The sequence below is a fragment of the Paraburkholderia sp. JHI869 genome, from assembly GCF_038900775.1.
In the GTDB taxonomy this organism is placed as follows: Bacteria; Pseudomonadota; Gammaproteobacteria; order Burkholderiales; family Burkholderiaceae; genus Paraburkholderia.
This window is the reverse complement of sequence record NZ_JAYMSC010000021.1, coordinates 133279-155069: the sequence shown is the minus strand read 5'-3', so window position 1 is coordinate 155069 and position 21791 is coordinate 133279. Positions and strand designations below refer to the sequence as shown.

Genomic DNA, 21791 nt, shown 5'->3' with positions numbered 1-21791 from the left:
GTGTGAGACTCTTGATACTTTTGCTGCTCCCGACTTCATTCCGGAGAACAAGGTCAGGCCGCCACCGCATCAAGCGCCCACACTTATCGGCTGTAAATTTTTAAAGATCGATCGCGAAAGCGCCGTTCAACCATCGAACCACCCGGCGTTTTCTGCGTTACTGCGTCAGCAGCAGAGAAACGAGATTATGAAGAATCTTTTTCACTTCGTCAACTGCTTTTTTTCGCTCACCGCTTAAAAAAGCTGCCGACTTCGCCAACCACCGGTTTCCGCGGCGGCCTTCGCTGCACCGACATCAGAGACATCGAACTGCGAAGGGGGCGAATCTTATCGCCCCCGCAGGCACTCCGCAAGGGGGTGGCGCGAAATAGTTTCGATCGCTGCTCGCGGCGATCGAAACCCTTCGAGCCGTTACTTGTTCTTGAACGCGGGCTTGCGCTTCTCCACGAAGGCTGCCATCCCTTCCTTCTGGTCTTCCGTCGCGAAGAGCGAATGGAACATGCGGCGCTCGAAGTGCACACCTTCCGCGAGCGTGGTCTCGTAGGCGCGGTTCACCGACTCCTTCGCCATCATGACGGCAGGCAAGGAGAATTCGCAGATGGTCGCTGCCGCCGCGAGCGTTTCGTTCAGCAAATCCGCGGCTGGAATCACGCGGGACACGAGCCCGGCACGCTCCGCTTCCTCCGCACCCATCATCCGCGCGGTCAGGCACAGGTCCATTGCCTTTGCTTTCGACACTGCACGCGGCAGGCGCTGCGTACCGCCCGCACCCGGAATCACGCCAAGCTTGATCTCGGGTTGGCCGAACTTCGCCGTATCGGCGGCAAAGATCATGTCGCACATCATGGCCAGTTCGCAGCCACCGCCTAGCGCGAAGCCCGCGACCGCCGCGATGATCGGCTTGCGAATCGATCGGATCGTTTCCCAGTTGCGCGTGATGTAGTCGCCCTTGTAAACATCCATGAAGGTGTACGTCGCCATCATCCCGATGTCCGCGCCGGCCGCGAACGCCTTTTCGCTACCCGTGATGACGATCGCGCCAACGCCCTCATCGGCGTCGAACGCCTTGAGCGCTGCGCCCAGTTCGTCCATGAGCGCGTCGTTCAGTGCGTTGAGCGCCTTTGGCCGATTCAGCGTGATCAGCCCGACCTTGCCACGCGTCTCGACCAGGATGTTTTCGTACCCCATAGCTCCTCCTTCCATCTAAAGAAAGTCCCCAAAAAAATTTTTTACGCCGAACTTTGACTAATGCTAACATTGCCCAACCAACCGGTCGGTCAATTAATTGACACGGGCCCCGTCTAACCTCTCTATCAACGTTGAGCCATGACACATTCGCTGTTCGCCAAGCATGAGGGCGCGCTTCAAAAAGCGCTTGCCGCCATCGAGACCCGTGGCTACTGGAGCCCGTTCGCCGAAATGCCTAGCCCCAAAGTGTACGGGGAAACCGCTAGTGCAGATGGCGAAGCCGCGTTCAAGGCTCACCTCAATCGCACCTTCGAGCTAGACCAGCCGTCGACCGGCGAAACCGTCGGCAGCGAAGCCTCGCCGTTCGGCTTCGCGCTCGGCGCGCGCTATCCGAAATCCACGCCGGACCAGTTGATCGAAGCCGCGCAGAAAGCGCAGCGCGACTGGCGCGCCGCCGGTCCGCAGGCATGGGCAGGTGTCAGCCTCGAGATCCTGGAGCGCTTGAACCGAGCGAGCTTCGAGATCGCCTTCAGCGTGATGCACACGACCGGCCAGGCATTCATGATGGCGTTCCAGGCCGGCGGCCCGCACGCTCAGGACCGCGCGCTCGAAGCGGTTGCCTACGCTTACGACCAGTTGCGCCGCATTCCCGCCGACGCGCACTGGGAAAAGCCGCAGGGCAAGAACCCGCCGCTCGCGATGCAAAAGCGCTTCACGATCGTGCCGCGCGGCACCGGCCTCGTGCTCGGCTGCTGCACGTTCCCGACGTGGAACGGCTACCCCGGCCTCTTCGCCGATATCGCGACGGGCAACACCGTCATCGTGAAGCCGCACCCGGGCGCGATCCTGCCGCTCGCTATCACCGTACGCATCGCGCGTGACGTCTTGCGCGAAGCCGGCTTCGATCCGAACGTCGTGACGCTGCTCGCCACCGATCCCAATGACGGCGCGCTCGTGCAGCAGCTCGCACTGCGCCCCGAGATCAAGCTGATCGACTTCACGGGCAGCACGCAAAACGGCGACTGGCTCGAGCGCAATGCGCACCAGGCGCAGGTCTACACGGAAAAGGCTGGCGTGAACCAGATCGTGATCGACTCCTTTGACGACCTGAAAGCCGCCGCCCGCAACATCGCGTTCTCGCTCTCCCTTTACTCGGGCCAGATGTGCACGGCGCCGCAGAACATCTACGTGCCGCGCGACGGCATCCGCACCGCTGAAGGCCAGGTGAGCTTCGAGGCCGTCGCCCAGGCGATTGCCGGCGCCGTGCAGAAGTTCGTGTCCGACCCGGCGCGCGCCGTCGAAGTGCTCGGCGCGATCCAGAACGAAGGCGTGACGGCTCGCATCGACGAGGCCCGCAAGCTCGGCACCGTGCTCGCCGACAGCCAGACGCTGGAACACCCGCAGTTCGCCGGTGCACGCGTGCGCACGCCGCTCGTGCTCTCGCTCGACGCAGCCCGCGACGGCGCCCAGTTCACGCGCGAATGGTTCGGCCCGATCTCGTTCGTGATCGCCACGGATTCGACCGCACAGTCGCTCAAGCTGGCAGGCGAGACGGCGCGCGATCACGGCGCGCTCACACTCTCCGTCTACAGCACGGACGACGCCGTGATCGAAGCCGCACACGAAGCCGCCATCACCGGCGGCGTGGCGCTCTCGATCAACCTGACGGGCGGCGTGTTCGTCAACCAGTCGGCTGCGTTCTCGGACTTCCACGGCACCGGCGCGAACCCCGCGGCGAATGCCGCGCTCGCCGACGCCGCTTTCGTCGCGAACCGCTTCCGCGTAGTTCAGAGCCGCGTTCATGTTGAACCGAAAGCGGCCCCCGCGGTAGCTAGCTGAACGGCCTATGCCGTTCGGACGAATGGCACCCGATTGCCCATCCCACTAGCATGCAAGGCGTGAGTGCACTTCTGCGCTCACGCCCCAGGAACCCGAGATGACCGAAGCCTATATCTGCGACGCGATTCGCACCCCTTTCGGCCGCTACGGCGGCGCCCTCAAGGACGTCCGCGCGGACGACCTCGCGGCAGTGCCCATCCGTGCGCTCGTCGAGCGCAATTCCGGTGTGGACTGGAGCGCGCTCGACGACGTGCTCTACGGCTGCGCCAACCAGGCCGGCGAAGACAATCGCAACGTCGCGCGCATGGCAGCACTGCTTGCGGGCCTGCCGACCGACGCACCGGGCGGCACGCTCAATCGCCTGTGCGGCTCGGGCCTCGACGCTGTCGGCAGTGCGGCGCGCGCGATCAAGGCGGGCGAAGCGCGCCTCATGATCGCAGGCGGCGTGGAAAGCATGACGCGCGCGCCATTCGTCATGGGCAAGGCGGCTTCGGCGTTCTCGCGTGAAGCAGCCATCTACGACACGACCATCGGCTGGCGTTTCGTCAACAAACTGATGAAGCAGCAGTACGGTGTCGATTCGATGCCGGAAACGGCGGAAAACGTCGCCGAAGAATTCAAGATCAATCGCGCCGATCAGGACGCGTTTGCGCTGCGCAGCCAGCAAAAAGCAGCGCGCGCGCAGAAGGACGGCACGCTCGCGCAGGAAATCGTCGCGGTCGAGATTGCGCAGAAGAAGGGCGACCCCGTACGCGTGACGCTCGACGAGCACCCGCGCGAAACCTCGCTCGAATCGCTCGGCAAGCTCAAGGGCGTCGTGAAGCCGGACGGCACGGTTACGGCAGGCAACGCCTCGGGTGTTAACGACGGCGCCTGCGCCCTGCTGCTCGCCAATGAAGAGGCGGCAAAGCAGTATGGCCTGCGTCGCCGCGCGCGCGTGCTGGGTATGGCGACCGCTGGCGTCGCGCCGCGCATCATGGGCATCGGCCCCGCGCCCGCTACGCAAAAGCTGCTCAAGCAGCTCGGCATGACGCTGGACCAGTTCGACGTGATCGAGCTCAATGAAGCGTTCGCTTCGCAAGGCCTCGCCGTGCTGCGCGCACTCGGCATTGCCGACGACGATCCGCGCGTGAACCCGAATGGCGGCGCAATTGCGCTGGGCCACCCGCTAGGCGCTTCGGGCGCGCGTCTCGTTACGACGGCGCTGCACCAGTTGGAGCGCACGAACGGACGCTTCGCGCTTTGCACGATGTGCATCGGCGTCGGCCAGGGCATTGCCCTCGCGATCGAACGCGTCGAGGCATAACGCGCGCAATATCGACCGGCCGCCGGGCGATGCGTTCGGCGGTTACAGGCAGCTTTGCATGGGGCCGCACTAAGCGCTCAAGCGCCAAGTGCGGCCGACAAGGAGACAACCGATGCCCTACGATGCGATCCGCGTCGAAATCGACGCATCCACCCGCGTGGCGACGATCACGCTGAACCGCCCGGACAAGCTCAACAGCTTCACGCGCGCCATGCACCGCGAGCTCATCGCCGCGCTCGACGAAGTCACCGCCGCCGGCGCGCGCGCCCTCGTGCTGACGGGAGCGGGCCGCGGCTTCTGCGCGGGCCAGGATCTCGCCGATCTCGACTTCACGCCGGGTGCGATGACCGACCTGGGCGACCTGATCGACGAGCATTTCAATCCGCTGATCAAACGCCTGCAGGCGCTGCCGATGCCCGTGATCGCCGCCGTCAACGGCACCGCGGCCGGCGCCGGCGCCAATCTCGCCCTCGCCTGCGACCTCGTGCTCGCCGCACGCTCCGCCAGCTTCATTCAGGCGTTCGTGAAGATCGGCCTCGTGCCCGATTCCGGCGGCACGTGGTTCCTGCCCAAGCGCATAGGCATGGCGCGAGCACTCGGACTCGCCATGACCGGCGAAAAGCTCAGCGCGGAAAAGGCGGAAAGCTGGGGCCTCGTCTGGCAAGTGATCGACGACGCAGAACTCGCGCAAACGGCCGGCGCGCTCGCCGCACGCCTCGCGCAGCAGCCCACGCGCGCCATCGTCGCCACGCGCGAAGCACTGCGCGCATCCGCTACGAACACGCTCGACCAGCAACTCGATCTCGAACGCGATCTGCAGCGCGAACTGGGTGCGTCGCATGACTACGCAGAAGGCGTGCAAGCCTTCATCGAAAAACGCGCACCGCACTTCGAGGGCCGCTGAGATGTCCACGCAAGTCTCGCAACTGCCAGAGGAGGACAGCATGTCGCCCGACGAACTCGCCCGCGCGGCCGCGCAAGCGATGTACGAATCCGACGGCTGCACCCGCGCGCTCGGCATGGAACTCCTCGAAGTGCGCGCAGGCTATGCGCGCCTCTCCATGGCCGTGCGGCCCGAGTTTCTGAACGGCCATCAAACCTGCCACGGCGGGATGATCTTCTCGCTCGCGGATTCGGCGTTCGCCTTCGCGTGCAATTCGTACAACATCAACACCGTAGCGGCCGGCTGCTCGATCGAGTTCCTGCGTCCGGTCCTGCGCGACGAGGTGTTGACCGCCGAAGCCGAAGAACAGGTGCTATCGGGACGCAACGGGGTCTACGACATCCGCGTGACGAACCGGGCAGGCGAAACCGTCGCGCTTTTCCGAGGCAAGTCCGCGCAGATTCGCGGCAATGTCATTCCAGTCGCAACGTGAAGCGGGTTTCCCCCTCTCGATTCCTCTCGCGTCACGAGTAAAGTTCCCAAGATCCAGGAGACACCCATGAGTACCACGCTGCCGCTCGAATCCATCGAAAAGGCGAGCCGCGACGAGCTTGCTGCGCTGCAGCTCGAGCGCCTGAAATGGTCGTTGAACCATGCTTACGAGAATTCGCCGGTCTATCGCCGCAAATTCGACGAAGCGGGCGTCCATCCGTCCCAGGTGCAGTCGCTCGCCGACCTCGCGCGCTTCCCGTTCACCACGAAAAAGGATCTGCGCGACAACTATCCCTTCGGCATGTTCGCCGTGCCGCAAGACCAGATTTCGCGCATACACGCGTCGTCGGGCACGACGGGCAAGCCGACCGTGGTGGCCTACACGGCGCGCGACATCGACACCTGGGCGAACCTCGTCGCGCGGTCGGTGCGTGCAGCGGGTGCACAGCGCGGCGACAAGGTGCACATCAGCTATGGCTACGGCCTTTTCACGGGCGGCCTTGGCGCGCACTACGGCGCGGAACGTGCGGGTCTCACGGTGATTCCGTTCGGCGGCGGCCAGACCGAGAAGCAGGTGCAACTGATCCAGGACTTCCGTCCCGACATCATCATGGTCACGCCGAGCTATATGCTCGCAATCGCCGACGAAATGGAGCGCCAGGGCATCGATCCGGCCACCTGTTCGCTGCGCATCGGCATCTTCGGCGCAGAGCCGTGGACCAACGACATGCGCAAGGCCATCGAGCAGCGCATGGGCATCACGGCCGTCGACATCTACGGTCTTTCGGAAGTGATGGGCCCGGGCGTGGCCTCGGAATGCGCGGAGACGAAAGACGGCCCGACGATCTGGGAAGACCACTTCTACCCCGAGATCATCGATCCGGAAACCGGCGAAGTACTGCCCGACGGCGAATTCGGCGAGCTCGTCTTCACCTCGCTCACAAAGGAAGCGCTGCCCATCATCCGCTACCGCACGCGCGACCTCACGCGTCTCCTGCCGGGTACGGCACGCACCATGCGCCGCATGGAGAAGATCACGGGCCGCTCGGACGACATGCTGATCATTCGCGGCGTGAACGTCTTTCCCACGCAGATCGAGGAACTGCTGCTCAAGCAGCCGGCCCTCGCGCCGCATTATCAGATCGTCCTGACGAAGGAAGGTCCGATGGACGTGATGTCGCTCAATTGCGAACCTTGCCCGGAAACCGCGCCCGATTACGGCGCGCTCGACGCGGCAAGCAAGGCGCTCGCTTATGACATCAAGGCGCTGATCGGCGTGACGTGCAAGGTGAACGTGTTGGAGGTGAACGGCATCGAGCGCTCGGTGGGCAAGGCGAGGCGCGTGATCGACAAGCGGCCTAAGTAACCACGGCTCGCGACGCGTTGCAAAAGAAAAGCCGGCAGTCGCCGGCTTTTTCACTTTACGTACGCGCGGCAAGCACTACCGCGGTCACGAGTTCGGGAACAGCAGCCACATACGCCCGCCCTGCTTCATCTTGCCGGCCAGATCTCCGGCGTCGTCGCCAAGGCCCCAGAAATAGTCGGCACGCACGCCGCCCTTGATTGCCGTGCCGGTGTCCTGCGCGAACACGAGCCGATTGAGCGGCGTGTTCGTGAGCGGCCGCGTGGTCTGGAGAAACACCGGCGTGCCGAGCGGAATCGCCGATGGATCAACGGCAATCGAGCGTTCAGGCGTGAGCGGCACGCCGAGCGCGCCGATCGGGCCGTCCGCACCGCCCTGCGCGTCGCCCTCGGAACCTCCCATTTCGCGGAAGAACACGAAGCGCGGATTGGTGTCGAGGAGCGCGTCCACGCGCGTCGGGTTTGCGCGCGCCCAGGCCTTGATGCCCTGCATGGTCGCCTGCGCGGGCGTGAGTTCACCGCGGTCGAGCAACCAACGCCCAATCGATTTATACGGCTGGTTATTGGTGCCGCCAAAGCCAACGCGCATCACGCTGCCATCTTCCATCACGACGCGCCCCGAGCCTTGCACCTGCAGGAAGAACGCCTCGATCGGATCGTCCACCCACACGAGTTCGTTGCCGTTGAGCGCGCCCGAGCGTTCGAGCTGCGCGCGCGCCGGCATTGCGGCGCCCGGACGATAGCCGGACGGCCATCGATATAGCGCCGTCTGATAAATACCGTGACGCGTGCGCGAACCGTGCAGCAGCGGCTCGTAATAACCGGTCACGAGACCGTCGAGCGTGCCGTCGGTGTTGGCAAACTGATAGGGCGTGAAATACGTTTCGAAGAATGTGCGCGCGCTTGAGGCATCGAGGTCGTCGAGTTGCGAGGCCGCAGAGCACGCGCGCTGCCAGCGCGGATCGCGAGCCAGGCGCGTGCAGTTCGCGCGCAGCGCCGCGGTCACACCGATCAGCGAGTCATCCTGCCAGCCCGGCACCTGCTGCCAGGCCACGGGCGTGAGACGCTGCGCGGCGAGTTGCGAGGGCAGCGTGGGCGTACCCTTCGGCGGTGCATTGCGCACGTAGCTCGGGCCACCGCAGGCGGCGAGCAACGCCGCCAGCGAAACAGCGCCCAGCCAGCCGCCTAGCCGGACACTCAATCGGCCCCCCCCGCGCCGCAGCGCAGACCCGGCGCGATATCGCGCCTTTGTGAATCCCGGCATCACCGGGACATCGAGACCAGAATCGACGTCAAAATCACGCCTACAATATTGGCTCTCGATGGATGCCGCCATGTCAGAACTGCTCGACGAATACCCGATGCTCATGTTTGGTCTGGAAGCGCTCCTTGCGCTGTTCCTGCTGATTTTCATCGTTGTGTGGACCGCGTCGGGCAGAAAGAAGCAAGCTTCGCGCGACGATCGGCGTCAGGACTAGCAGACCCTGATTTTTCGCGGCGGTTCAATCGCCGCAGCTCGATCGCGTCAATGCAGCGTGCGCGGCATGCGCAGCACGAACTCGGGCACGCTCGCCTCGAACCGCTCGGCGTCCTCGGCCACGCAAAAGTACTCGCCGCGCATGGTGCCCACTGGCGTCGCGATCACGGCCCAGCTCGTGTACTCGAACTGCTCGCCCGGCTTCAGAAGCGGCTGATGGCCGACCACGCCCAGTCCCTTCACTTCCTGCACGTGATTTTCGCTGTCGGTGATGACCCAGTGGCGCGCGATCAACTGCGCGCTCACCTGACCGGTATTACGAATGGTCAGCGTGTACGCGAAGGCGTATTGCCGGCGCTCCGGGTCCGATTCTTCGGGCAGGTAGCGCACCTGCGACGTCACGCTGAATTCGTACTGGCTCATCCTTGTTCCATTCGCTCGTGGTGCGGCTGCTGAGTCCGTTGACTGGGACGCCCGCGCAGCAAGGCGCTCGCGAGCGCGCCGCGATGCGCGGCACATGGTTTGGCATTCTGCTTGATGCAACGGGCACCCGCAACCCGGCGCCGCCCGCAGCGCCCACCGCGAACGGCTCTCCTCCTGACGGTAAAATACGGTTTTTCCGATAGTTTTCCGATTGCCGCCATGACGCAATTCCGCATCGCCCCCAGCATTCTCTCCGCCGACTTCGCGCGTCTTGGCGAAGAAGTCCGCAACGTCGTCGCTGCCGGCGCCGACTGGATCCACTTCGACGTGATGGACAACCATTACGTGCCGAACCTCACCATCGGCCCGCTCGTGTGCGAGGCGATCCGCCCGCACGTGAACGTGCCCATCGACGTGCATCTGATGGTGCGTCCGGTCGACCGCATCGTGCCCGACTTCGCCAAGGCCGGCGCGAACCTCATCAGCTTTCACCCGGAAGGCTCGGATCACATCGACCGCACGCTTTCGCTGATCCGCGACCACGGCTGCAAGGCGGGCCTCGTGTTCAACCCGGCCACGCCGCTGAACTACCTCGACCACGTGATGGACAAGCTCGACCTCATCCTCATCATGTCGGTGAATCCGGGCTTCGGCGGCCAGTCGTTCATTCCCGAAGCGCTCAACAAGCTGCGCGAGGCGCGCGCGAAGATCGACGCCTACACGGCGCGCACTGGCCGTGAGATCCACCTCGAAGTGGACGGCGGCGTGAAGGTCGACAACATCGCCGAAATCGCGGCGGCCGGCGCCGATACTTTCGTGGCGGGCTCGGCGATCTTCGGCAAGCACGACTACAAGACGGTGATCGACGAAATGCGCGCGCAGCTCGCAAGCGTTGACCACACCGCCAACGCGAAATGAACGCCGCCATCAAGTTCACTGCGCCGCGTATCGAAGCGGCGCTGATCGACCTCGACGGCACGATGGTCGACACCGCCGACGACTTCGCGGCCGGCCTGAACGGCATGCTCGCGCAGCTCGACGCCGAGGAAACCACGCGAGAGGAAGTGATGGGCTACGTGGGCAAGGGCTCCGAGCACCTGATCCGCAGCGTGCTCGCGCCGCGCTTTCCCGCCGACAACGTGGAGGCGCGCTTCGACGAAGCGCTCGCGCTCTACCAGGACGAGTACGCGAAGATCAACGGCCGCCACACGCATCTGTATCCGGAAGTCGAAGCAGGCCTCGCCGCGCTGCGCGCCCAGGGCATCAAGCTCGCGTGCGTGACCAACAAGCCGCACCGCTTCGCCGTTGAGCTTTTGCAGCAATACGGTCTCGCGCAGTACTTCGAAGTGGTGATCGGCGGTGACAGCCTGACGAAGAAGAAGCCCGACCCGCTGCCGATGGTCACGGCGTGCGAGCGCCTCGGCGTCAAGCCCGCTGCGGCGGTGGCGATCGGCGATTCGGAGAACGATGCGATCGCGGGCCGCGCGGCCGGCATGGCCACGCTCACGGTGCCCTACGGCTACAACCACGGCCAACCTGTACAAAAAATCGAATCGGATGGTATAGTTGCCTCGCTGCTCGACGCCGCCAAGGCGGTCGCAGCGCACAATGATCTGACTTAAGTTCTCAACTGAACGTCAACTATCCTCATGTTTCTGAATAAAAAACGGAGTCTGAGCACGATCGACCGGGGAGCCTGGCCCTGGCGTCGCTGGTCGCGCTAACCTCACCCGAGGTTCGCTGAAGTCCGTCTTCAGCACCGTTTTTTACTTCGCTGCGCACTCGCGCGTGTCTCGACTCTAAACTGTTGCAGTAACCCGTCGGCTGGTCTTGCCGTTGGCTTTCGTGGTCCTTGCGTGTCGTTTCGCCGTTCGCGGCGAAGTGCGCGAGGCGCGAGCGGCTACGCTTCACCTTCCGTCGATGTACTGCACGCCGGCCCGGCAAGCGCTTTTCACGCGTTTATCGGGCCGCACGAGCGAGCGCCAGCGGCCATCAAGCACTCAAAAACAAACGCCTCGCGCTCTTCGCGCGCCCCGTTTTGAGCCGCACTGGGCCCGCACCCGCCGCGACCGGCAGCACGAACAGGATCGGAACATGACCGAACTCGAATTTCAGTCCCTCGCCAACGAGGGCTACAACCGCATCCCGCTGATCGCCGAAGCGCTCGCCGATCTCGAAACGCCGCTCTCGCTGTATCTCAAGCTCGCACAGCCCGAGCGCGGCGGCGCCAACTCTTTCCTGCTGGAGTCCGTGGTGGGCGGTGAGCGCTTTGGGCGCTACTCGTTCATCGGCCTGCCCGCGCGCTCGCTGATCCGCACGCGCAACGGCGTGTCGGAAGTCGTGCGCGACGGCCAGGTGATCGAGACGCATAACGAAGATCCGCTCGAATTCATCGCGAAGTACCAGGCGCGCTTCAAGGTCGCGCAGCGTCCGGGCCTGCCGCGCTTCTGCGGCGGTCTTGCTGGTTACTTCGGCTACGACGCGGTGCGCTACATCGAGAAAAAGCTCGCCGATACCTGCCCGACCGACGATCTCGGCCTGCCCGATATCCAGTTGCTGCTGACCGAAGAAGTCGCGGTCATCGACAATCTCGCGGGCAAGCTCTACCTGATCGTCTACGCCGATCCGCAAACGCCCGAGGCGTACACGAAGGCCAAGCACCGCCTGCGCGAACTCAAGCAGCGTCTGCGCACCACCGTGCAGCCGCCGGTGACCTCGGCGAGCGTGCGCACCGAAACGTTCCGCGAATTCAAGAAGGACGATTACCTCGCCGCCGTGCGCAAGGCGAAGGAATACATCGCAGCGGGCGAGCTGATGCAGGTGCAAGTGGGCCAGCGCCTGACCAAGCCGTATCGCGACAATCCGCTTTCGCTCTACCGCGCCCTGCGTTCGCTGAACCCGTCGCCGTACATGTACTACTACAACTTCGGCGAATTCCACGTGGTGGGCGCGTCGCCGGAAATTCTCGTGCGCCAGGAAAAGCGCGGCGAGGACCGCATCGTGACGATCCGCCCGCTCGCGGGCACGCGTCCGCGCGGCAACACGCCCGAGCGCGACGCCGAACTCGCGACCGAGCTGCTCAACGACCCGAAGGAAATCGCCGAGCACGTCATGCTGATCGACCTCGCGCGCAACGACGTGGGCCGCATTGCCGAGATCGGCTCGGTGGCCGTGACCGACCAGATGATCATCGAAAAGTACTCGCACGTGCAGCACATCGTGAGTTCGGTGGAAGGCAAGCTCAAGCCCGGCGTGAGCAACTTCGACGTGCTGCGCGCCACGTTCCCGGCCGGTACGCTTTCGGGCGCGCCGAAGGTTCGCGCGATGGAGCTGATCGACGAACTGGAGCCGGTGAAGCGCGGGCTCTACGGCGGCGCAGTGGGTTATCTCTCGTTCAACGGCGAGATGGACCTTGCGATCGCGATCCGCACCGGCCTCATCCACAACGGCAATCTGTATGTGCAAGCCGCCGCGGGCGTGGTTGCGGATTCGGTGCCCGAGTCCGAATGGCAAGAAACCGAGAACAAGGCGCGCGCCGTGCTGCGCGCCGCCGAGCAGGTGCAGGACGGCCTCGACAGCGACTTCTGAGCGGAGAAAAGACCATGTTGCTCATGATCGACAACTACGATTCGTTTACCTACAACATCGTCCAGTACTTCGGCGAGCTCGGTGAAGACGTCCATACGTACCGCAACGACGAAATCACCATCGACGAAATCGCGAAGCTCAACCCCGCGCGCATCTGCCTTTCGCCGGGACCGAGCAATCCGCAACACGCGGGTATCACGCTCGACGTGCTGCGTGAATTCGCTGGCAAGACGCCGATTCTCGGCGTATGCCTCGGCCATCAGGCGATTGGCGAAGCGTTCGGCGGACGCGTCGTGCGCGCGAAGACCATCATGCACGGCAAGGTGAGCCAGATCGAAACCGACTGCAAAGGCGTATTCGCCGACCTGCCGAAGCATTTCAACGTGACGCGCTATCACTCGCTCGCCATCGAGCGCGAATCGCTGCCCGACTGCCTCGAAGTGTCCGCATGGACCGACGACGGCGAAATCATGGGTGTGCGCCATCGCGAACTCGCGGTGGAAGGCGTCCAGTTCCATCCGGAATCGATTCTCTCGGAGCACGGCCACGCGCTGTTCGAGAACTTCCTGAAGCAAACCAAGAGCGCTTGATACGGAGACGAACATCATGATTACCCCGCAGGAAGCGCTCCAACGCACGATCGAGCATCGCGAGATTTTTCACGACGAGATGCTTCACCTCATGCGCCTCATCATGCGCGGCGAGCTTTCGCCCGTGCTTTCGGCCGCGATCATCACCGGCCTGCGCGTGAAGAAGGAAACCATCGGCGAGATCACCGCCGCCGCGACCGTCATGCGCGAGTTCGCGAATCACGTCGAGGTGAAGGACAACTCGAACTTCATCGACATCGTCGGCACGGGCGGCGACGGTTCGCACACCTTCAACATTTCCACGGCTTCGATGTTCGTGGTCGCTGCGGCGGGCGCGAAGGTCGCGAAGCACGGCAATCGCGGCGTCTCCAGCAAGTCGGGCAGCGCGGACGTGCTCGAAGCGCTCGGCGTGAACATCGATCTGCAGCCGGACCAGGTGGCCGCGTCGATTGCCGAAACCGGCATGGGCTTCATGTTCGCGCCCAACCACCATCCCGCGATGAAGAACATCGCCGCCGTGCGCCGTGAGTTGGGCGTGCGCACGATCTTCAACATCCTCGGGCCGCTCACGAATCCGGCCGGCGCGCCGAACCAGCTGATGGGCGTGTTTCACCCGGACCTCGTCGGCATTCAGGTTCGTGTGATGGAGCGTCTGGGCGCGAAGCACGTGTGCGTCGTGTACGGCAAGGACGGCATGGACGAGGTGTCGCTCGGTGCGGCCACGCTCGTCGGTGAACTGAAGGACGGCCAGATCCGCGAATACGAGATCCACCCCGAAGACTTCGGCATGCAGATGGTCTCGAACCGCTCGCTCAAGGTCGAAAACGCCGACGAGTCGAAGACGATGCTGCTCGGCGCGCTCTCGAACGAAGCGGGCACGGCACGCGAAATCGTCGCGCTGAACGCAGGCACGGCGCTCTATTGCGCCAACGTCGCGAACTCGATCGCAGAAGGCATCGCGCTTGCGCGTGAAACCCTCGCGAGCGGCCGCGCGCGCGCCAAAGTCGACGAACTGGTACGCTTCACGCAACAGTTCAAACGCTGATCCAGCACCGTTTTTTGCCTCCGAACATCATGAGCGACATCCTCGAAAAGATCATTGCGGTCAAGCGCGAAGAAGTACGCGCCGCCGAGCAGAGCGCCCCGCTCGAAGAATTGCGTCTCCAGGCTAGCACGCGAGACCTGCGCGATTTCGTCGGCGCATTGCGCGCGAAGCACGACAACGGCCAGGCCGCCGTGATCGCCGAAGTGAAGAAGGCAAGCCCGTCGAAAGGCGTGCTGCGCGAAAACTTCCAGCCCGCCGAAATCGCCCGCTCGTACGCCGAAGGCGGCGCAGCCTGCCTCTCCGTGCTCACCGACGTGCAGTTCTTCCAGGGCAGCGCCGCGTACCTCGAAGCCGCGCGCGCCGCGTGCAACTTGCCGGTGCTGCGCAAGGACTTCATCGTCGATCCGTACCAGATCGTCGAAGCCCGCGCGATGGGCGCCGACGCGATCCTGCTGATCGCCGCCGCGCTGCAGCCTGGCGAAATGCGCGACCTCGAAGCGCTGGCGCATTCGCTCGGCCTCGCGGTGCTCGTCGAAGTGCACGACCGCGAAGAACTCACGCACGCGCTCACGCTGAAGACGCCACTCATCGGCATCAACAACCGCAATCTGCGCACGTTCGAAACCACGCTGGATACGACCATCGGCATGCTCGACGACGTGCCCGAAGACCGCATCGTCGTGACGGAATCGGGCATTCTCTCGCGTGCCGATGTCGAGAAAATGCGCGCGCTTTCCGTGCATACGTTCCTCGTGGGCGAAGCGTTCATGCGCGCCGAGCAGCCGGGCGCGGAACTCGCCCGCATGTTCTTCTGATCGCCGGCAGGTAATAAGCGACGATGGGTATCGAACGCGAAATCAAGCTCGCGCTGCCGCGCGACCAGGTGGACGCGGCGCTGCGTCTCTTCGAGACGCGCGCCGGCAAACCGGGTCACGCCATCCGGCTCGAGAACATCTACTTCGACACGCCGGCGCTTGCGCTCGCGCGCGCGAAGAGCGCGCTGCGTCTGCGCCGCGCGCCCGAGGGCTGGCTGCAGACGTTCAAGACCGTGGGCGTGGCGCAAAACGGGCTGCACGCGCGGCATGAGTGGGAAATGCCGGTGGCGGGCGAAGCGCTCGAAATCGACAAGCTGCTGCATGAGTGCGATGAAGCCGGTGTGTCGACGGCGCTTTCGGGTGCCGCCGCGAACCTGATTCCACTCTTTCGCACTGACTTCACGCGCACGCTGTGGACGCTCGAAGTCGATGGCGCGCAGGTGGAAGCGGCCATCGATCAGGGCGAAGTCACCGCGGACGTGAACGGTGAAACGCGTCGCACGCCTATCTGCGAAATCGAAATCGAACTGAAGTCGGGCGACGAAGCGGTGTTGCACACACTCGCAGCCGAGCTTGCGAAGGCGCTGCCGGGCCTCGCGCCCGACGACATCAGCAAGGCCCAGCGCGGATACAAGCTGCGCGAAGGCTGAGAACGGCGCGGCGCAGCTTCGAAGCGCCGCGCAAATGCGGCCAAAGAGCCCAAAAATAAACCGCTGTTAGTTGCAACATCAGCGTCGAAGCTGCAAAAGCCCGCCGCGCTGCGCTCGCGCCGGATTGAATCGCCGCGCAATTGCTGCGACACTTGCCGCCCATGACCTCCACGAAACGCCCGCGCGTCGCGATGCCGGTGCAAGCCTCGCTGTTCGACGACGATCTGTCCGACGCGGCGCAAGCCACGCTCGACGAGCCGCCGCTGCCCGAAGTCGACCCGCGTCAGATCACGATCTTCTCGCTTTTCGACGCCAACGAATTCCCGGCGCCCGCCCGCACCGCGACGATTGCCGATACGCCCGCACCCGCCATGTCCAACGAACCCGCCGCGCCGCAGGCCGCATTCGACACCACGCGCCTCGAAGACCAGTTCGACGCGCTGCCCGCCGCCTGGCGCGACCTGCTCGCGCCTTTCATCGCGAGCGACGCCTACACGCCGCTGTGCCGCTTCGTCGACGACGAGCGCGCCGCCGGCAAGACCGTCTATCCCGCCGATGTGTTCCGCGCGCTGCGCCTCACCTCGCCCGACGACGTGAAGGTCGTGATCCTCGGCCAGGACCCGTACCACGGCGACGATCGCGGCACGCCACAGGCGCACGGCCTGGCGTTCTCGGTGCCGCCCTCGGTGCGCCCGCCGCCTTCGCTGCGCAATATCTTCAAGGAGATTGCGGCGAGCCTCGGCATTCAGGCGCCGGCGCACGGCTGTCTCGACGCGTGGGCGCGCCAAGGCGTCCTGCTGCTCAACACGGTGCTCACCGTCGAGCGCGCCAGCGCCGCTAGCCACGCGAAGCGCGGCTGGGAGCGCTGCACCGACACGCTGATCCAGGAACTCGCCGCGCGCCACGAAAACCTCGTATTCATGCTGTGGGGCGCGCACGCACAGAACAAGCGCGCGCTGCTCTCGGGCGCGCATTGCGTGCTGGAAGCGCCGCATCCGTCGCCGCTCTCCGCGCATCGCGGCTTTCTCGGCTGCGGGCATTTCGTGCAGGCCAATGAGTATCTGCAGGCACACGGCCGCCAGCCGATCGAATGGCGCTTGCCGGAGGAAGGGCTCGTGCTCGCTTGAGCCTCGCGTGTGCCCCGCAACTCGCCACGCAATGAAAAACGCCACGAGATCGCTCTCGTGGCGTTTTTGCTTTTACAGCCGTGAATCAAGCGTGATTCGCGAGCTTTACGCTGCGGCGATCGCCTCACGCGCACCCGCGAGCGCGGCGCTGGCTGCGTCCGGGCCCATGTTCAGGCCTTCGGCGTAGATGAAGTTCACGTCGGTCATGCCAAGGAAGCCGAGGAACGACTTCAGGTACGGCGTCTGGCTGTCGTGCGCGGTGCCTTGATACTTGCCGCCGCGCGCCGAAACGACATACACCTTCTTGCCGTTCACGAGACCTTCCGGACCGTTCGCGGTGTAGCGGAACGTGATGCCGGCACGGGCGATCCAGTCGAAGTACGTCTTGAGCTGCGACGACACACCGAAGTTGTACATCGGCGCGCCGATCACGATGACGTCCGCGGCCTGCAGTTCCGCGATCAGCGCTTCGCTGCGTGCGGCGATGGCCTGCTGCTCCGGCGTGCGCTGCTCGGCCGGCGTGAAGAAAGCGCCGAGCACGGCGTCGTCGAGGTGCGGCAGCGGATCGGCTTGCAGGTTACGCGCGACGACTTGCGCGCCCGGATTCGATTGTTGCAGCTTGGCCGTCAATTCGTTGACGAGCAGCGTCGACTGGGCGCCTTGCGAGCGGGCGGCGGAATTGATTTGCAGGATCGTGGTCATGGTGGCTCCTTCGGGTCTCAGTTGCGCAACGTTGCGCGAGTGAAGGCATTGTGTTTTTTTACCGCGCCACGAAAAAGTAGTCCGCCGATGACGGATTGTTGCAACGATAGAACAATCGCGGGCATGAAAAACGGCGTGGGCTGCGCGCCCACGCCGTTTTGGGTACCGCCAGGCGGCTTATGCCGCCAGCCAGCGCTCGCGCAAGCCGCGCGCTGGCGTGCGCTTGTCGGAGGCGGCGAGCTTGTAGCGCGCGATTTCAGGCGCGTCGAGGGTCAGACGCGCCACGCGAAGCTCGTCGCGGCGGAACGCATGGATTTCGACCTTCGTGCCCGGCTGATAGCGCGAGAGCAGCGCGTCGAGATTCGAGCCGGTCACACGCAGGCCGTCGAGCGCGACGAGCGCGTCGCCTGCCGAAAGCCCCGCCTTCTGGGCCGCGCCGCCCTCAAAGACCACAGCCAGCGTCGCTTCCGCGCCGCCGCGCAGCCGCGCGCCGAGCGACGGCTTCGCGCCGCGCTCCGGCTCTCCTTCAAGCGTCACGCCGAACGGCTCGAACAGCGCCGCGAGCGGCAAGTCGCGGGTGCCGCGCACGGCGTCGCTAAACAGCGCGCCCAGTTCCACGCCAGTCGCTTCGGCAATCAGCGCCTCGACGTCGTCCTCGCCCACGCCCACCGGCTTGCCGCGATAGAAGTCGCGCCCATAGCGTTGCCACAGGAGGCGCATGACGTCGTCGAGCGATTTGCGGCCGTTCGTCTGCGCGCGAATGGCGAGATCGAACGACAGCGCCACGAGCGAGCCTTTCGTGTAGTAGCTGACGATCGCATTCGAAGCGTTCTCGTCCTGGCGGTAGTACTTCACCCATGCGTCGAACGAGCTTTCCGCGACGCTCTGCTTCAGGCGGCCCGCGCCGCGCAGCACGCCGGCGACCGTCTTGCCGAGGAGGCCGAAGTATTCGTCTGTGGAAATGAGACCGCTGCGCACGAGCATGAGGTCGTCGTAGTAGGACGTGAAGCCCTCGAACAGCCACAGCAGCGACGTGTAGTCTTCGCGCGTGAGGTCGTACGGCACGAACGCCGCCGGCTTGATGCGCTTCACGTTCCACGTGTGGAAGTACTCGTGGCTGCACAGGCCGAGATAGGTGCGATAGCCGTCCGACGTCTCCGGCTTGCCCTTCACCGGCAGATCCGTGCGATTGCAGATGAGCGCCGTCGATGCGCGATGCTCGAGGCCGCCGTAACCGTCGCTCACGGCCTGCGTCATGAACACGTAGCGCTCCATCGGCGCGCGCTTCGTGCGCGGCTCGAAAAGCGCGATCTGCGCCTCGCAGATCTTCTTCAGGTCGGCGGCCAGACGCTCGGTGTCGAGCGCCACCACGCGGCCCGCGATCACGATGTCGTGCGGCACGCCGTGCGCCTTGAAGCTCGCGAGCGTGAACTCGCCGAGTGTCACCGGATGATCGATCAGCTCGTCGTAATTCGTGGCCGTGTATTCGCCGAAGCCGTAACGCTTGGTGCCGCGCGCTTCCGTGAGCGCCGTGCCCACGCGCCAATGGCGGTACGCGTGGCCATCCGGACGCTGGATGTCGACCGCGTGCTGCGCCTCCTCATGACCGAGCGCCGCGAGAAACACGCTCGTGCCGTTGAAGAAGCCCACGGTGTCGTCGAGATGCGCGGCGCGCACCGACAGATCCCACGCGTAGACCTCGTAGCGCAACGTGAGCGCGCCTTTGACCGGTGCAGCCTGCCACGAATGCTTGTCGGTCTTCGTCACGCGCACCTTGCGGCCGGCGTCGTTGAAAGCACGCAGCGTGACGATATTGCGCGCGAACTCGCGCACCATGTAACTGCCCGGAATCCATACGGGCAGCATGAAGCATTGACCGTCCGGGGCGGGGTCTTCCACGGTAAGCGTCACCTCGAACAGATGCGCGGCGGGATTCTTCGGGACGATGGTGTATCGGATCGGCTTCATCGGCGGGATCGGTGAGAGATTCGGTCAGCAGACGCTGCAATGCGATTTCAGTATGCCCGGCGAACAAAAACGGACAAAAAAGCGCCGGGCAAAAAAGGCACCGGCCGCGAAAGCGGCCGGCGGGTTCGGGCGGGTGCTTCAGTGAGCGGCGCTCAGCGCCTTTTCGAGCCGGTCGCCGCTGACTGCGCCCGGCAGCCGCGTACCGTCGGCGAGGATCACGGTCGGCGTGCCGGTCACGTTCATCTTCTGGCCGAGCGCGAGATTGCTGTCGATGGCGGCCGTGTCGCAGGTGCCGGCCGCTGTGGGCACCTTGCGGTCCACCATCCACGACTCCCACGCCTTGCCGCGGTCGGCCGAGCACCAGATCTGCTTGGCCTTCGCCGTCGAATCCGGCGAGAGCACCGGATACAGGAAGGTGTAGACCGTCACATTGTCGATAGACTTGAGCGTGCTTTCGAGCTGGTGGCAGTACGGGCAATTCGGGTCGGAGAACACGGCCATCTTGCGCTTGCCGTCGCCCTTCACGACCTTGACCGCGTTTTCGAGCGGCAGCTTCGCGAAATCGACCTTGTTGATTTCGTTCAGGCGCGCCTCGGTAAGATTGCGGTGCGCCTTGGTGTCGATGAGTTCGCCGTTGAGCACGTAGTCGCCGTTGGCGTCGCTGTAGACGATCTGCGTGCCGAGGTTGATCTCGTAGAGACCGGGCATCGGCGCCTTGGTGATGCCCTTGATGTCGCTGGCGTCGATGCCGAGGCGCGTCTGCAGCGCCGACTTGATCTTGTCGGTAGTCTGGTCGGCTTGGGCCGAGCAGCCGAGCGCCGAGGTGGCGACCGCGATCACGAGCGCGGCAATTCGAGTACGCGTTTGCATGGGATGCATTCCTGATTCGGGCGCGCCGCGAGAAGGACGGCGCGCGCAGAGTTCCGTTGAATGGCCGGGGCGGCATGCGCTGCGGCGCGGCCAATATGCCCATTCTAAGCTGCACCGGGCTCAAGCAACCGAAATGCCTGCTCGAGTGGTCAATGAACGGTAATGCCCGTGGATATCAGCCAAGCGCAGAGGCCACGAGCCAGCGCTTGAGCAGCGGCTGCGCGCCCACGAACGCCATGCCCGTGTTGCGCACCGCGCGAGCGAGCGTGCCGGGAAACGAGAACAGCCGCTGCAGGCCGTCGGTGGCGACGACGAGCTTCTGGATGTCCTCGCGGCGGCCGCGTTCGTAGCGGCGCAGCAGCACGATGTCGCCGAGATCGCGGAACGCCTCTTTCTTCGTGACGACATCGACGAGCGCGGCAACGTCGCGCAAGCCGAGGTTCACGCCCTGGCCCGCCAGCGGGTGAATCAGGTGCGCCGCGTCCCCGACCAGGGCGACGCGCGGCGCAACGAGCCGGTCGACGGTTTGCAGCGAAAGCGGAAACCCGCGAGCGGCCGTGACGCATTCGAGCGCACCGAGCTGGCTCTGCGAGACGCGCTCGACTTCAGCGGCAAGCTGCGCCGGTTCGAGTTTGAGCAGTTCATCGGCGTGCTCGGCCTGCGCCGACCAGACGAGCGACACATGCTGATCCGGCAGCGGCAGCAAGGCCACGATTTCGCCCTCGCGGAACCACTGGTACGCCGTTTCGCCGTGCGGCTTTTCCGCACGGAAATTGGCGACCACGCCGGTTTGCCGGTAATCGCGCCGCTCGACCTTCGAGCCGATCTGCGCGCGCACCCACGAGTGCGCGCCGTCCGCGCCGATCGCGAGATCGGCTTCGATCGTGCGGCCATTGGCAAGGCCGATCACGGCCGCATCGGGTTTCACGTCGAGCGTCTTGGCGCGCGTGTCGATCCACGAGAGATTAGGCTGGAAATGCAGCGCGGCATCGAGCGCACGCTCGATCACGGACGATTCCGCAATCCACGCAAGCTGCGCAACCGACGCCTGATACGCCGAAAAGTGCAGCTCCGCCGCAGCGTCGCCGAACACGCGCATGTCGTAGACGGGCGTAAGGCGCGAGGCGTCGGCGGCCTGCCAGACCCGCAGCCGCTCGAACAGCGCCTGCGAGCTGCGCGAAAAGGCGTACACGCGCGCGTCGAACATGGCACCCGCGGGCAGCGGCGCGCACGGCTGCGCGAGCAGCGCCACGCGCAGGCCGTTCTGGGTCAGCGCGAGCGCCGCCGACTTGCCGACGAGCCCGCCGCCGATCACGGCGACATCAAAGGTCTGGTTGCTTGCAGTCATGCGCGCATTATATCCGCGGGTGCTTGTCTGACAGGGCCGGAAGGGCGCGATGTTGCGGCGCAGCAAGGCGTTGCAGCCAGGCGGCCCGAGAGCTCGGCGACACCCGCGGCTAACCCTC

At 64.8% G+C, this 21791-nt stretch carries 22 protein-coding genes; 15 read left to right on the top strand and 7 right to left on the bottom strand.

All coding sequences use genetic code 11. The annotated features are described in order from the left end of the window. On the top strand, nucleotides 1–238 hold a 238-nt coding region (locus VSR72_RS29765; protein WP_342955860.1), incomplete at its 5' end, for a hypothetical protein. Nucleotides 239–411: 173 nt separating this feature from the next. Here VSR72_RS29765 and VSR72_RS29760 read toward each other — a convergent pair. Next, a complete protein-coding gene (locus VSR72_RS29760) occupies nucleotides 412–1188 on the bottom strand; it encodes an enoyl-CoA hydratase (RefSeq protein ID WP_342955859.1) in 777 nt (258 codons plus the stop codon). Between the two features lie 138 nt (nucleotides 1189–1326). On the opposite strand from VSR72_RS29760, the gene paaN reads away from it, so the two are divergent. The 5 genes from paaN to paaK all read left to right on the top strand — a co-directional run bounded on the left by paaN (nucleotide 1327) and on the right by paaK (nucleotide 7074). Further along, a complete protein-coding gene (paaN, locus tag VSR72_RS29755; protein ID WP_342955858.1) occupies nucleotides 1327–3027 on the top strand; it encodes a phenylacetic acid degradation protein PaaN in 1701 nt (566 codons plus the stop codon). A 97-nt stretch (nucleotides 3028–3124) separates the two neighbouring features. Further along, on the top strand, nucleotides 3125–4333 hold the full coding sequence (pcaF, locus tag VSR72_RS29750) for a 3-oxoadipyl-CoA thiolase (protein WP_342955857.1): 1209 nt from the start codon (nucleotides 3125–3127) through the stop codon (nucleotides 4331–4333). A 112-nt stretch (nucleotides 4334–4445) separates the two neighbouring features. Beyond that, the gene (gene paaG / locus VSR72_RS29745) at nucleotides 4446–5237 is read left to right on the top strand and encodes a 2-(1,2-epoxy-1,2-dihydrophenyl)acetyl-CoA isomerase PaaG (protein WP_342955856.1); all 792 of its coding nucleotides are present in this window, start codon (nucleotides 4446–4448) and stop codon (nucleotides 5235–5237) included. Between the two features lies 1 nt (nucleotide 5238). After that, nucleotides 5239–5709 carry a hydroxyphenylacetyl-CoA thioesterase PaaI gene (paaI, locus tag VSR72_RS29740; RefSeq protein ID WP_342955855.1) on the top strand — a complete coding sequence of 157 codons (471 nt, stop codon included), beginning with the start codon at nucleotides 5239–5241 and terminating at the stop codon, nucleotides 5707–5709. Nucleotides 5710–5775: 66 nt separating this feature from the next. Then, the gene (gene paaK / locus VSR72_RS29735) at nucleotides 5776–7074 is read left to right on the top strand and encodes a phenylacetate--CoA ligase PaaK (protein ID WP_342955854.1); all 1299 of its coding nucleotides are present in this window, start codon (nucleotides 5776–5778) and stop codon (nucleotides 7072–7074) included. Between the two features lie 84 nt (nucleotides 7075–7158). On the opposite strand, the gene VSR72_RS29730 is transcribed toward paaK, so the two are convergent. Next, complete coding sequence (locus tag VSR72_RS29730) at nucleotides 7159–8439, bottom strand: MltA domain-containing protein (protein WP_342955853.1); 1281 nt, start codon at nucleotides 8437–8439, stop codon at nucleotides 7159–7161. Here VSR72_RS29730 and VSR72_RS29725 point away from each other — a divergent pair. Continuing rightward, entirely contained in the window at nucleotides 8405–8548 is a 144-nt protein-coding gene (locus VSR72_RS29725; RefSeq protein WP_165822966.1) for a hypothetical protein, read from the top strand. The two genes, VSR72_RS29730 and VSR72_RS29725, sit on opposite strands and share 35 nt — an antisense overlap. Before the next feature lie 47 nt (nucleotides 8549–8595). Here the strand turns inward: VSR72_RS29725 and apaG are convergent, their stop codons facing one another. Then, nucleotides 8596–8970, bottom strand: coding sequence for a Co2+/Mg2+ efflux protein ApaG (apaG, locus tag VSR72_RS29720; protein ID WP_110857904.1), 375 nt, complete (start codon nucleotides 8968–8970; stop codon nucleotides 8596–8598). A gap of 219 nt (nucleotides 8971–9189) precedes the next feature. Between apaG and rpe the strand changes: the two genes are divergently transcribed. The 8 genes from rpe (at nucleotide 9190) to VSR72_RS29680 (ending at nucleotide 16785) form a co-directional block, all read left to right on the top strand. After that, nucleotides 9190–9888, top strand: a complete 699-nt coding sequence (gene rpe, locus VSR72_RS29715; protein ID WP_342955852.1) for a ribulose-phosphate 3-epimerase — start codon at nucleotides 9190–9192, stop codon at nucleotides 9886–9888. Then, nucleotides 9885–10592, top strand: a complete 708-nt coding sequence (locus VSR72_RS29710; protein ID WP_342955851.1) for a phosphoglycolate phosphatase — start codon at nucleotides 9885–9887, stop codon at nucleotides 10590–10592. Before rpe ends, VSR72_RS29710 begins: the two co-directional genes overlap by 4 nt. 472 nt (nucleotides 10593–11064) lie before the next feature. Then, entirely contained in the window at nucleotides 11065–12558 is a 1494-nt protein-coding gene (trpE, locus tag VSR72_RS29705; protein ID WP_342955850.1) for an anthranilate synthase component I, read from the top strand. 14 nt (nucleotides 12559–12572) lie between these two features. Then, nucleotides 12573–13148 (top strand): aminodeoxychorismate/anthranilate synthase component II, encoded by a 576-nt coding sequence (locus tag VSR72_RS29700; protein WP_069269170.1) that lies wholly within the window; start codon nucleotides 12573–12575, stop codon nucleotides 13146–13148. Nucleotides 13149–13161: 13 nt separating this feature from the next. Beyond that, nucleotides 13162–14193, top strand: coding sequence for an anthranilate phosphoribosyltransferase (gene trpD, locus VSR72_RS29695; RefSeq protein WP_342955864.1), 1032 nt, complete (start codon nucleotides 13162–13164; stop codon nucleotides 14191–14193). Between the two features lie 29 nt (nucleotides 14194–14222). Beyond that, nucleotides 14223–15008: an indole-3-glycerol phosphate synthase TrpC gene (gene trpC / locus VSR72_RS29690; protein WP_342955849.1), complete on the top strand. Its 786-nt coding sequence runs from the start codon at nucleotides 14223–14225 to the stop codon at nucleotides 15006–15008. A gap of 23 nt (nucleotides 15009–15031) precedes the next feature. Then, a complete protein-coding gene (locus VSR72_RS29685; RefSeq protein WP_342955848.1) occupies nucleotides 15032–15658 on the top strand; it encodes a CYTH domain-containing protein in 627 nt (208 codons plus the stop codon). Between the two features lie 161 nt (nucleotides 15659–15819). Beyond that, nucleotides 15820–16785 (top strand): uracil-DNA glycosylase, encoded by a 966-nt coding sequence (locus VSR72_RS29680; protein WP_342955847.1) that lies wholly within the window; start codon nucleotides 15820–15822, stop codon nucleotides 16783–16785. Nucleotides 16786–16890: 105 nt separating this feature from the next. Here the strand turns inward: VSR72_RS29680 and VSR72_RS29675 are convergent, their stop codons facing one another. The 4 genes from VSR72_RS29675 to VSR72_RS29660 all read right to left on the bottom strand — a co-directional run bounded on the left by VSR72_RS29675 (nucleotide 16891) and on the right by VSR72_RS29660 (nucleotide 21673). Then, entirely contained in the window at nucleotides 16891–17487 is a 597-nt protein-coding gene (locus tag VSR72_RS29675; protein ID WP_342955846.1) for an NAD(P)H-dependent oxidoreductase, read from the bottom strand. 177 nt (nucleotides 17488–17664) lie between these two features. After that, a complete protein-coding gene (locus VSR72_RS29670; protein ID WP_342955845.1) occupies nucleotides 17665–19455 on the bottom strand; it encodes a PDZ domain-containing protein in 1791 nt (596 codons plus the stop codon). A gap of 138 nt (nucleotides 19456–19593) precedes the next feature. Further along, on the bottom strand, nucleotides 19594–20325 hold the full coding sequence (locus tag VSR72_RS29665; RefSeq protein ID WP_342955844.1) for a DsbC family protein: 732 nt from the start codon (nucleotides 20323–20325) through the stop codon (nucleotides 19594–19596). Between the two features lie 175 nt (nucleotides 20326–20500). Beyond that, the gene (locus tag VSR72_RS29660) at nucleotides 20501–21673 is read right to left on the bottom strand and encodes a UbiH/UbiF family hydroxylase (RefSeq protein WP_342955843.1); all 1173 of its coding nucleotides are present in this window, start codon (nucleotides 21671–21673) and stop codon (nucleotides 20501–20503) included. Between the last annotated feature and the right edge of the window lie 118 nt (nucleotides 21674–21791).

Bases quoted from the DNA above. Each gene is read 5' to 3' on its own strand.
- VSR72_RS29760 (WP_342955859.1), bottom strand. From the start codon at position 1,188: ATGGGGTACGAAAACATCCTGGTCGAGACGCGTGGCAAGGTCGGGCTG.
- paaN (WP_342955858.1), top strand. From the start codon at position 1,327: ATGACACATTCGCTGTTCGCCAAGCATGAGGGCGCGCTTCAAAAAGCG.
- pcaF (WP_342955857.1), top strand. From the start codon at position 3,125: ATGACCGAAGCCTATATCTGCGACGCGATTCGCACCCCTTTCGGCCGC.
- paaG (WP_342955856.1), top strand. From the start codon at position 4,446: ATGCCCTACGATGCGATCCGCGTCGAAATCGACGCATCCACCCGCGTG.
- paaI (WP_342955855.1), top strand. From the start codon at position 5,239: ATGTCCACGCAAGTCTCGCAACTGCCAGAGGAGGACAGCATGTCGCCC.
- paaK (WP_342955854.1), top strand. From the start codon at position 5,776: ATGAGTACCACGCTGCCGCTCGAATCCATCGAAAAGGCGAGCCGCGAC.
- VSR72_RS29725 (WP_165822966.1), top strand. From the start codon at position 8,405: ATGTCAGAACTGCTCGACGAATACCCGATGCTCATGTTTGGTCTGGAA.
- VSR72_RS29730 (WP_342955853.1), bottom strand. From the start codon at position 8,439: ATGAGCATCGGGTATTCGTCGAGCAGTTCTGACATGGCGGCATCCATC.
- apaG (WP_110857904.1), bottom strand. From the start codon at position 8,970: ATGAGCCAGTACGAATTCAGCGTGACGTCGCAGGTGCGCTACCTGCCC.
- rpe (WP_342955852.1), top strand. From the start codon at position 9,190: ATGACGCAATTCCGCATCGCCCCCAGCATTCTCTCCGCCGACTTCGCG.
- VSR72_RS29710 (WP_342955851.1), top strand. From the start codon at position 9,885: ATGAACGCCGCCATCAAGTTCACTGCGCCGCGTATCGAAGCGGCGCTG.
- trpE (WP_342955850.1), top strand. From the start codon at position 11,065: ATGACCGAACTCGAATTTCAGTCCCTCGCCAACGAGGGCTACAACCGC.
- VSR72_RS29700 (WP_069269170.1), top strand. From the start codon at position 12,573: ATGTTGCTCATGATCGACAACTACGATTCGTTTACCTACAACATCGTC.
- trpC (WP_342955849.1), top strand. From the start codon at position 14,223: ATGAGCGACATCCTCGAAAAGATCATTGCGGTCAAGCGCGAAGAAGTA.
- VSR72_RS29685 (WP_342955848.1), top strand. From the start codon at position 15,032: ATGGGTATCGAACGCGAAATCAAGCTCGCGCTGCCGCGCGACCAGGTG.
- VSR72_RS29680 (WP_342955847.1), top strand. From the start codon at position 15,820: ATGACCTCCACGAAACGCCCGCGCGTCGCGATGCCGGTGCAAGCCTCG.
- VSR72_RS29675 (WP_342955846.1), bottom strand. From the start codon at position 17,487: ATGACCACGATCCTGCAAATCAATTCCGCCGCCCGCTCGCAAGGCGCC.
- VSR72_RS29670 (WP_342955845.1), bottom strand. From the start codon at position 19,455: ATGAAGCCGATCCGATACACCATCGTCCCGAAGAATCCCGCCGCGCAT.
- VSR72_RS29665 (WP_342955844.1), bottom strand. From the start codon at position 20,325: ATGCAAACGCGTACTCGAATTGCCGCGCTCGTGATCGCGGTCGCCACC.
- VSR72_RS29660 (WP_342955843.1), bottom strand. From the start codon at position 21,673: ATGACTGCAAGCAACCAGACCTTTGATGTCGCCGTGATCGGCGGCGGG.